An 8,846-nucleotide genomic window follows, 5' to 3' on the forward strand; every position below is an offset into this window, starting at 1 on the left:
CCGACAGCCCCATCGGTGGGCCGCTGCTGGCCGGCACCGCCGCCCTGATGGCGTTCGGTCGTGCCGCCGACATCGCTTCCGGGTTCGCCGCCCGCTTCGAGACCCGCACCGAGGCCGTCACCTCCGCCGCGCGGACCATGACCCGGACCCTGGCCGCCGGTGCTGGCCTGTCGCTGTTCATCGCCGGCATCCAGGAAGCCGACGAGGACATGCGCACCCTCATGACCACCGCCGGCGGCGCCGCGACCGGCCTCGCCGTCGCCGGCCCGTGGGGTGCGGCCATCGGTGGCGCCATCGGCCTCATCGTGGGTCTCGGCACCTCCAGCGACACCTCATCCGAGGCCGTCCAGGCGCTCACCGACTCCTTCGACCTGCAGACCGGCGCGATCACCGAGAACACCCGGGCCATGATCGCCAAGCGGGCGCAGGAGTCCGGGCTCTACGACGACGCCGAAGCCCTCGGCCTGTCCGCCTCCCTGGTGACCGACGCGATCCTCGGCAACGCCGCGGCCCAGCGTGAGCTGAACGCCGCCGTCGCCGGGTACGACGTCGACTACACCCAGACCTCCGCCGAGGACCTCAAGCAGTCCTTCTCCGAGCAGGAGATCGCCACCATCCTCGCGGACCGGGCCGCAACCAACCTCCGCGACACCGTCCCGGAGATGGCCGACCAGTTCGCCCTCGCCTCCGCTGACGCACGCCAGCTCGCCGCCGCCATGGACACCACCGGCGGGTCCACCGGCGACTACAGCAACCAGGCCGAGCGAGCCGCCCGCCGCACCGAGCGGCTCACCGTCAAGCTCAACGAGTCCCGCGACGCCGCGCAGAAGACCGCCGACGACTTCATCACCCTCGGCGACAGCCTCGACGACGGCGAGGTGTCGCTGCGGAAGTGGATCCGCCAGCTCGAGCGGCAGGCCGACGCGCTGCGGAACTTCCGCCGCAACGCCATCGAGGCCGCCGAGCGCGGACTCAACCAGGGCCTGATCACCGCCCTGGAGGAAGCCGGGTCCGCCGGCGCGCTGCGGATGCGGCAGCTCGCCAACGCCTCCGACGAGGAGATCGACCGAGCGAACCGCGCCTGGCAGCGCGGCCAGCGCGAGGTCAACCGCTACGTCGACGCGATCGGCGGCGTCCCCTCCGACATCACCACCACGGTCACCACCGACACCTCCCAGGCCATCGCCGGTCTCACCCAGGCCAAGCAGATGCTCGACTCCCTCCAGGACAAGACCGTCACCATCCGGTACACCTCCTCCGGCACCGCGGCCGTGAGCCCGGGCTTCGGGCCGCGGGAGTACTCCGGCGGCGGTTTCACCGGCCCCGGTGGGAAGTACGAGCCGGCCGGTGTCGTGCACCGCGGTGAGGTCGTCATCCCGCAGGAGCTCGTCCGACGCGACTGGTCGATGCTCAAGTCCCGGTACGGGTCGCTGCCCGGGTTCGCCGAGGGTGGCGTCGTCACCGGTGGGCTGGAGTCTCGCGGCGAGCAGCTGCAGCTCATGGCGACCATCCGGCAGCTGACCCGCGACCTGGCGAAGACCGGCGACGACCAGCTCAAGGGCCTGAACCGGCGCATCGCGGCCAACAACCTGGCCCAGGCGCGCCGGGATCTGCAGCTCGCGCGCCTCGCGCCGGCGCTCGACAAGGCCGCCGTGCAGATGGAGAAGGCCACGACGCGCCTGGACAAGGTGTCGTCCCGCCTCGACGGCGTGCGGCAGGCCAGCGAGGCGCTCTCGGAGAGCATCGCCGGGAACCTGAAGTCGGACCTGTTCGGCGGCGGGTGGGGCGGCTCGGACGTCGCCACCCTGCGGTCCGACATCCGCACGGCGCGCGACTTCCGCGCCGACGTCCGCACGCTGCGCCGCAAGGGCCTCAGCGGCGGCCTGCTGCAGGAGGTCCTCTCCGAAGGGGCCACCACCACCGACATGTACGCCGGGCTGTCCCGCAGCCAGCTCGCGCAGCGAGAGCGGCTCTACAACCAGCGGGAGCGGCTCACCAGCGCCGCGGGCGACGCCGGCGCGAACGCCCGGTACGGCCGCCGCGAGCGGGCCCTGGAGAACGAGGTCCGCACCCTGCGGCGCGAGGTCCGTGGGCTGCGCCGAGACACCGTCGCCTCCAGCCGAGACAACGCCGACCGCGTCGCATCCGCCGTCAACGGCGCCGGCGCCGCCGGGAAGCGCCGAGCCAGGAAGGCACGCACGCGATGACCAACCACGGACTGCGCCTCGGCGGGCTCGACCTCGTCGGCGAGACCGCCATGTTCTACGAGGTGAAGGTCCTCGGGTCCGACTCGGGCACCGACTGGGGCTCGCCGCAGCCCGTGAACACGGTCCTCAGCACGCTGATGCTCGATGGGGCCGTGATCATCACCGACTCGTGGGACCCCCGCGAGGTCGTGCTCGGGCTCTCCCTGAAGGGCATCGACGGGCTCGCGCTCGCGCAGGCCGAGGCGGCGCTGGCGTCCGAGATCGGCAAGGTCAACGTGCTGGAGTGGACGCCGCCCAACGGGGCACCGACGGCCATCTTCGACGTCATCACCAGCTCGTTCACCCATGAGTTCGATGACCTGCTCGAGGAGATGCACGGCGAGCGGATCATGGCCGTGTCGCTGACCTGCCACCCTTTCCCGAGGTCGACCACCAACTTCGAGGTCGAGGCCATCACCTCCGCGACGGTGCCGTCGAGCACCGTCATCTCCGACGGGTCGACGACCACCGGGTGGACCGCCCGCGGCGCGCTCTCGACCAACGGGACCGACACCGTGATCTCGGGTGCCGTGTCGTCCGGGTCGAACTGGCTGGAGTACGACGGGGACCTCTCCTCGCTCGCCGACGAGCCGTACCTCACCACCACCGTCTCCTGGCTCCACGGCTACACACCGGACGTGACCCTCACCGCCGACGGCGTTGCTGCCGAGGCTGTCCAGATCTCCGGCGTCTACCTCTCGGGCCCGTTCCTGAACGTGGTGTACACCTGGCTCGTCGAGAGCGCCCCCTCAACGGTGCGGATCACGGTCACGAACTCCGGTGAGATCCGGGTCAAGGGCCTCACCTCGTCCAACCAGGAGCCCACAGCAGCCTCCCTGCACCAGAAGGTCCGGTACTTCGAGGTGCCCGGGTCCGCGCGCACTGAGGCCGCCATCGCAGTCCAGGACGACACCGACGCGCTGGGCGAAGTCCTCGTCTACACGTGGGCCGACAACGAGAGCAGCGGATGGGCGCCCCTCCTGTCGCCGCACCGGACGTCGGGCGGGACTCTCGTCTCGAGCCCGCCACCGCTGGTCGCCGCCAACGGCTACGGCCTGGGCGCCGAGCTGATCCTGGAACCTCCTGCCCGCATGCCGGCCGGCACCTACGCGCTCCTGGCCCGGCTCTGGGGTGCTGCCGGTTCGCACACGCTCACCTGGAGTGCCCGGGTCTACATCAACGGCAACGGAGTCGGGCCGATCCAAGGCGGGGACGTCACCGTCGACCTGGCCGATACCGATCCGCACATCGTCCCCGTGGACGCCGGCATCACGCTCCCGCCGATGAAGCTCCCCTCCGGCAGCGAGGCGGTCGTGCGGTTCTCGTTCGAGGGGTCCGGGCTGTCCTTCGACGAGGCATGGATCTTCAACACGACCATCGGTGACCTGACCTGGGTCGACTGCGGCGACGACACCCCGGCCGCCGGCGCGGACTCGAACCGGCTGTGGATCGAGCCCGCGACCGTCGCCGACCCGACGCCGTCGGTGTTCATCGGGACCGCCGAGGACAGGGCCGACGGCCGAGTCCCCGGTGCGCAGCGCCTCAAGGCGCTCGGCCGGCACCGGTTCCCGCCCGGCAAGGTGTCCGTCCTGACCGTGACCCCGGGCACCGAGACCGCGCTGGCCACCCTCACGGGGCCGCAGCGGTGGTTCGGTCCCCCGGCCGCGTGAGGGAGGAACCGTGACCCGCACGCTCTACATCGACGGCTACCCGCTCGACCTCATCGGCCCCGCCGGCCCGGCCCGCGTCCTGACCCGGTGGGGCGACGGCGGCTGCGGCACCTACGAGATCACCTGGGACATGGCGCTGCCCTACGGCACCCGCTCCCACCGACTCCACCGCAGCGCCCTGGTCGAGATCCGCGACGCCGGCGTCACCGTCGAGTCCGGCATCCTCACCGAGCCCGACTGGAAGACCGGCAGCTTCACCGCCAAGGGCTTGGCCCGTGCCGCCGAGGACTACAAGGCGATGGGCGAGCTCGGCGGCGAGCTCGTCCCCACCACCTCGGCCAACGGCGCCATCAACAAGGCCATCGCCCGCGGGCTGCCGTGGACGCTCGACATCACGGTGAAGACGGGCGCCTACGGCGAGGTCGTCTACAACGACTCCGTCAACCAGCTCGACGCCCTCCTCGACGCGGTTGCCGACGAGGCCGGCAAGCGGTGGGGCGTCCACCCCGACGGCCGCGTGCTGTTCGAGGCCGACCCCACCACCGCCGACCTGCGCGTCGGCCCGGGGGTCGTGGACTACGGCACCACCGACGACGAGTGGGCCTCCTCGATCCTGATCCGCTACTACGACTCCGGCTCCAGCCAGCTCGAGACCGCCATCGTCGACGACGACGACGCGATCGCCGACTGGGGACGCGTCGAGCTCGACGTAGACGCCACACAGCTCGGGTCCATCACCGCCCCCACGGCCACCGCGATCGCCAACGGCATCCTCGCCAAGGGCCGCGCCCGGCTGACCTGGTCCGGCGCCATCGAGGTCGCCTACGGCGAGATCACCACCCTCGGCCTCCAGCCCGTCGACCTGTCCAGCATCCGCGCCGGCATGGTCCTGCGGGCACCGGTCCCCCTCGACGACGCCCGCCGGCTCAACGGCCGCCTCACCCGGGACCTCGTCATCGGCCGCACCGACTACACCGAGGGGTCGCAGTCCATCAGCCTCTCGCCCGTCGACGCGGACAACCGCTCCCTCGCCGACATCGTCGAGGACACCCTCACCCGAGCCGCGAACTCACGGCTCCGATTCAGGAAGTGATGCCGTGATCGACTCCTACGGGGACATCAAGATCACCGCCGGCGGTGACTACGAGGACGGGCTCCACCTCGAGGACGAGCTCGGCCTCACCGTCTTCGACTCGACCTGGCGGGCCCGGATGGAGGTCCGTGAGACCTACGCCGGCGCGCTGGTGTGCACCTTCGCCCACCCCGACGAGAACGAGGACGGGACCCTCATCGTCGACGACAACGGCGACATCTGGTGGGAGATGACCGCGGACGTCACCGCCACCCTTCCGCCCACCTACGACGACGAGGGCAAGGCCGGGGCCGCACTGTTCGCGGACCTCGAGCTCTGGCTGCCGTCCGCACCCACCCGCCGCAAGAAGCCGACGACGCCCTTCCGCGTCTTCATCACCCCGGAGGTCACGCAGGGATGAGCAGGAACATCATGATCCGCCCGATCGACCTGAAGGCGCAGATCCAGGCCGCGAAGGCGGCGGCCGGCAACGCCGCGGCCGACGTGGCGGCGCTCCTGTCCGGCTACGTCACCTCCGCCACCGCGGCGAAGGACGCCGCCGAGGCAGCTGCGGCGCAGGCCCAGGACATCAGCAACATCTCCACCACCGACGACGCGATGACGGCCGTCGCCAGCGACCCCGACAGCGCCTTCGTAGCGCGTCAGTCGGCCTCGATTCAGGAGGTCATCGGCTCGGTGTACCTCCGGGACTACATCCAGGCCGGAGCCACCACCGCAGCCAATCGCACGGCCTACCAGCAGGCGATCGACGACGCTGCCGCCGCGGGCAAGCCGCTCTGCTACGACGGCGCCACCTTCACCTTCTCGGGGGCGGCTGTCCGTGACGACGCCGACGACGCTTGCCACTGGGCCACCTCGTGGGGCACGCACCTCGTCACCAACGAGACCGCCGGCCAGGGCATCCTGCGCGTCGCAGGCGAGCGGACGATCATGTCCAACCTCAACCTCGACGGCGACAACCCCGACCTCGACATGACCGGCGTCACCGCCGCGGCCCAGAGCCGCCACTCGCACGGGGTGTGGCTGGAGCCCACCGCGCACGGCTCCCGAGTCTTCAACCTCAAGGTCTCCGGGTTCATGCGCGCCGTGACCGGCGGGTCCTTCACGCCCGACAACATCGACTCGGCCACAGGCGTCACCCCCGAGACCTTCCCGCCGCTGACCGACATCGTCGTCGACGGGCTCGAGGTCAAGGACGTGTGGGCTGCGGTCAACCCCAACAGCCTCACCGGGATGACCATCCGCAACGTCCGCGGCAGCTTCAAGCGGGCCCAGGGCGACGGCGCCGGTGGAGCTGACCCGCACCTGCTCTACATCGCTGGCTACAGCGACGGCGAGAACGACATCCTCTTCTGCCGCGACATCACGGTGGAGAACTGCTTCGCCTTCGACTCGGTCACCACCGCCGCGTTCAAGTTCCGCGCCGTCATCGGTCTGACCATGAACGGCATGAGCACCACCAGATCCTGCGGCATCTTCGACCTCATCCGCGTCTCCAACTTCGCCATCACCGGCGCCGTCTGCGCCGAGGACGTCATGGACGCAGGCGCCCCCGGCGCGACCCGCATGCTCAACTGCGTGAACGGGACGGTCGACGGCCTGGTCATCAGCGGCGCGGACGGTGCAGCAACCGGCGGCCTGGTCTACATCGACCAGTGCACCGGGGTCACCATGAACCGCCCCCGTCTGAGGTCGGCATCCACGGTGACCGACTCTGCGGGCGTGCTCACCGTCCGCGGCGGCGATGACGTGCTCGTGGTCGAGCCCTACATCGAGAACTACCACGCCACCCTCAGCTTCTACGCAGGGGTGCTCTTCACGACGGACCCCGGGGGCGCCGTGGTCGATCCCACGATCGTGGGAGCGTTCTCCTTCGGCGCGCGGGTGGCCGCCGACGACGCCACTCTGGTCTACAACCCGGCCAAGATGGGGTCCTGGGCCACCCAGATCATCCGCATCGACTCGTCCGTGACCTCGGCCAAGATCATCAGCACGGCACAGCCGACAGACCCCCTCTCCGACCCCGACCTGCTGGGCTGGCACACCGGCGCCAGCATGGCCTCCAGCGGGGGCGCGTTCGGCAAGTGGTCCTCCGGGCAGTCCGGCACCGCCTCCATCGGAGACATCGCCTTCGACCAGTACGGCACCCTCTGGTCCAACGCCCCCTCCAGCAACCACGTCATCGCAGCCGACTTCGGCGAGGCCGACGTCGACATCACCTGCATGGTGAAGCTGGGCGGACAGATCCGGGCCGGCATCTGCCTGCGGGCCGTGGACGCGAACAACTACGTCACCGTCTCCCGCGCGGCCGGGAAGGTCCGGATCTCCAAGCGCGTCGGGACCACTACCGTGACCGTCCTGGCGGAGGTTGCGACCAGCTACCCGGACAGCCTCGAGGCAGAGCTGCGCGGCGTCGTCGTGGGTAACACCGTCTACGCGTTCCTGAACGGCCAGTTCATGGTGTCCTACACGCTCACCGGCGGCGAGGAGACCACCTTCGTGTCCTCGGTCCACGGCATCGCCGGACAGGGAGACGCCACCGCACGCTGGAGGTGGCCGGCGGTGCGCAGCGCCTGAGGGAAGTTCTAGGAACCGGCCGCGGCCTGCATCTCGGGTCGCGGCCGGCTGCCCCTGAGGCGCCTTTCCAAGGGACGCTCGAAGTAGGTGTAGAGCAGCCCCGACGCCGCGATAGCCGCCAGGATGGTCGCTCCGAGGAAGGCGAACTCGACGGTGCTCGATACCGCCCCCAGCCGATCCAGCACGGCGGACTGCAGCTGAAGTGCGAGCACGTGGATCAGGTACAGCGCGAAGGACCACTCCCCGAGCCGGACAAGCCCGCGCCGCCGGAAGATGGACGGCGCGCCCGCCAGGTCAGCCGCGGCTGCGGAGGACAGCAGCAGAGCGAACGGAGCGAGCGTGACGATGCTGATCGAGGCCCACAACGGCACCAGCACCGCCACCACGTAGGCGGCCAGCGTCAGCGCGACGGCTGCCCCGAGGCTCAGGGGCGACTTCCACCCGCTCTGGACGGCCTTGGCCACGAGGACTCCGATCAGGAACTCGGCCAGGCGCTGCACCGGGAAGACGTAGACCGCCCAGTACGCGACCTCCTGAGACTCGCTGGTCGGGTGGAGCGCCAGGGGGATCGCCAGAGCCAAGACGATGGCAGCCCCCCACAGCCAGCGCCGGGCTGCGCTCGATCGGGCGATGACGATCACGAGCGGGAACAGCAGGTAGAAGAACGCCTCGACCGAGATCGACCAGCCGGGACGGTTGCCACCGAAGTACACGGCCGAGTCCGGAACCCACGCCTGGACAGCGAACACCGACGGGACCGCGTTCCTCACGGTCTCCCCCACCGCTCCGCTGGCGTAGGCCGAGTAGGCCGTGAACAGGACGACCGAGAGCCAGTACAGCGGTGCGATGCGCGCGAATCGCCGACGGTAGAACGTCCCGGCGCCGACTCCCTCAGAGTGCGACCAGGCCAAGACGAAGCCGCTGAGGATGTAGAAGAACGACACCCCAGCGAAGCCGGCACTCGCTGCCGTGCGCACGGCGTCGGCCAGCCAAGGGCCAGGGGTCAGGTGACCACTGGCGTGGTAGGCGACGACCGCGAGGGCTGCGAAGAACCGGAGACCGGTCAGTGAGTCAAGGCGAGGCTGGCGCACCGCCGCAGCCTAGTGGCACGCGGAGGCGGCCACAGACGAACACCTCCGACGGCCGGGACTGACGCGATGATCGCCACGCTTGTGCGAAGTGACGCGATCGTCGCTAGGTTCCTGACATGGGCATGCCTCGGGGAGTGGTCACCGACGAGGACGCCGAGCGCGTCCTGGC

Annotated in this window: 6 protein-coding genes; 5 read left to right on the forward strand and 1 reads right to left on the reverse strand. The window is 70.4% G+C overall.

What is annotated here, in order from left to right:
- The 5 genes from M8330_RS22800 to M8330_RS21340 all read left to right on the forward strand — a co-directional run.
- The coding region (locus M8330_RS22800) for a hypothetical protein (RefSeq protein WP_250828993.1) at positions 1-2,207 on the forward strand (2,207 nt) is incomplete at its 5' end.
- Positions 2,204-3,916: a hypothetical protein gene (locus tag M8330_RS21325; RefSeq protein WP_250828988.1), complete on the forward strand. Its 1,713-nt coding sequence runs from the start codon at positions 2,204-2,206 to the stop codon at positions 3,914-3,916. The genes M8330_RS22800 and M8330_RS21325, both read left to right, overlap by 4 nt.
- A gap of 10 nt (positions 3,917-3,926) precedes the next feature.
- On the forward strand, positions 3,927-5,009 hold the full coding sequence (locus M8330_RS21330; protein ID WP_250828989.1) for a hypothetical protein: 1,083 nt from the start codon (positions 3,927-3,929) through the stop codon (positions 5,007-5,009).
- 4 nt (positions 5,010-5,013) lie between these two features.
- Positions 5,014-5,409 carry a hypothetical protein gene (locus tag M8330_RS21335; RefSeq protein ID WP_250828990.1) on the forward strand — a complete coding sequence of 132 codons (396 nt, stop codon included), beginning with the start codon at positions 5,014-5,016 and terminating at the stop codon, positions 5,407-5,409.
- Complete coding sequence (locus M8330_RS21340; protein ID WP_250828991.1) at positions 5,406-7,586, forward strand: hypothetical protein; 2,181 nt, start codon at positions 5,406-5,408, stop codon at positions 7,584-7,586. Before M8330_RS21335 ends, M8330_RS21340 begins: the two co-directional genes overlap by 4 nt.
- A gap of 8 nt (positions 7,587-7,594) precedes the next feature.
- Here the strand turns inward: M8330_RS21340 and M8330_RS21345 are convergent, their stop codons facing one another.
- Positions 7,595-8,677: an acyltransferase family protein gene (locus M8330_RS21345; protein ID WP_250828992.1), complete on the reverse strand. Its 1,083-nt coding sequence runs from the start codon at positions 8,675-8,677 to the stop codon at positions 7,595-7,597.
- Between the last annotated feature and the right edge of the window lie 169 nt (positions 8,678-8,846).

It is taken from the genome of Nocardioides bruguierae, from assembly GCF_023656415.1.
Taxonomy (GTDB): Bacteria; Actinomycetota; Actinomycetes; order Propionibacteriales; family Nocardioidaceae; genus Nocardioides; species Nocardioides bruguierae.

Excerpts from the sequence above, each read along its gene's own strand:
- M8330_RS21325 (WP_250828988.1), top strand. The coding sequence starts at position 2,204 with ATGACCAACCACGGACTGCGCCTCGGCGGGCTCGACCTCGTCGGCGAG.
- M8330_RS21340 (WP_250828991.1), top strand. The coding sequence starts at position 5,406 with ATGAGCAGGAACATCATGATCCGCCCGATCGACCTGAAGGCGCAGATC.